The 1,345-nt window shown below is 56.1% G+C and carries 2 protein-coding genes; both read right to left on the bottom strand.

Going from position 1 to position 1,345, the window contains the following annotated elements; translation table 11 throughout:
- Positions 1-109: 109 nt before the first annotated feature.
- Positions 110-871 carry a metallophosphoesterase gene (locus ACS8YF_RS19545; RefSeq protein ID WP_440851762.1) on the bottom strand — a complete coding sequence of 254 codons (762 nt, stop codon included), beginning with the start codon at positions 869-871 and terminating at the stop codon, positions 110-112.
- Positions 868-1,345 (bottom strand): hypothetical protein (locus tag ACS8YF_RS19540; protein ID WP_440851761.1); only part of this gene is annotated, 478 nt, incomplete at its 5' end. The genes ACS8YF_RS19540 and ACS8YF_RS19545, both read right to left, overlap by 4 nt.

The following is a 1,345-nucleotide window of genomic DNA, read 5'->3' as shown; positions in this document are numbered from 1 at the left end:
CCCTCCGTCGCAGTTTGCTAGGCCGAGAGACGGTTGAAACGTCGATTCCTGTCACTGCCTAAGCTAGCTGAGCACGTCACAAATGCTGAAGCTTGAAAAATCGGATTTCTCACAAATCAATGACTAGCGATGCATCGAAGCCCGCGTTTTCGTCTCGATAACCCCGCTGATTGCTGATAACCCGCGTGTTTCCTCGGTCGGTATCGACGGTGACGTCAGCAGAATAATGATTGTGGCCGTATATCCAGAGAGGCGCAGCCTCACCCATCAGATGTTCGAGATTCGAGTGAAAATAGGGCGTCAACGCATCACCGGAGCCGAACCGAGGATCGACAACGGCCCACGTCGGGGCAAAATGGGTAACGACCACGGCAGGGTCGTCGACGCACAGCCTCTGTTCGAGCCATTTCACGCTGTTAGCGTGCCATTCCGCCATGAGGCTGGGCGAGATGAGTTGGCCATAGTAGTGTCTGATTTCCGAAAAATCCGACACAACAGGGTGTGCAGCTCGAGCGGCATCGATCCAATTCAGGGGGCCAGAGCCAAAATCCGTCCACAGTGTGGAGCCTATGAACCGCTGGCCCCCGATTTGCACCTCGTCGTTTTCCAGCAGATGAACGCCGCGCTCATTGGCAAATTGCCGAGCGTTGTCTATGAACGCGGGCACGTGCTGGCCATAAAACTCGTGGTTTCCCAGCACGTAGACGACGGGTTTCGTAAACTCTCGGGCGGCCCATGCGATCCCCGTGGTGCTGGTGTGAATGTCGCCGGCCATGATCACGACGTCACAATCGACATCATCGCGTATTCGTGACTTTTCGGGTCGGCGATAAAACTCGAGATGCAGATCGCTGAGGATGCGCAGTTTCACTGAGTTATATCCGCTGCGTTCGTATTGTCGTGGAGCGGGTTATCGAGTGAATGCAATGCCCGTGACGCGGTGTTTGCGACCAATTCGAGAAATTTGCGTGTCTGATCGAGTTTGAGATTAACGACGTCTGTCGGCACGGGATTTTGGCGGAACGCCTCGCGGAATTCCTCAGCCACCTGGCTATCCAGTGTGACCCATTGCGTAGCCACCCGCAGCCGCCCCCGTTCGATATCGAACACCGTAATCACATCCGTCTCGGCCGGCGCGACCGGTGGTCGAATAGGCGCGGTAGGATCGTTTGCGACCAACGGTCGAGGTGAGTGTGGTCGCCCATCGATGAGGGTGTTGTCGGCGTAGGACGTCAGTTCGCGAATTTTTTGTTCTCGCGCTTCGGGTGTTTTCTCGTTGTTTACCGAATCCTGCGCGGCGCAATCGATCACTGCCGCGAGCTCCTCAGCCGGCGGAAGCAATCCT

Origin of the sequence: Salinisphaera sp. SWV1 (assembly GCF_052044155.1) — a bacterium.
Taxonomy (GTDB): domain Bacteria; phylum Pseudomonadota; class Gammaproteobacteria; order Nevskiales; family Salinisphaeraceae; genus Salinisphaera.
The sequence above is the reverse complement of the archived record's forward strand: the minus strand, read 5'-3'. Positions and strand labels throughout refer to the sequence as shown.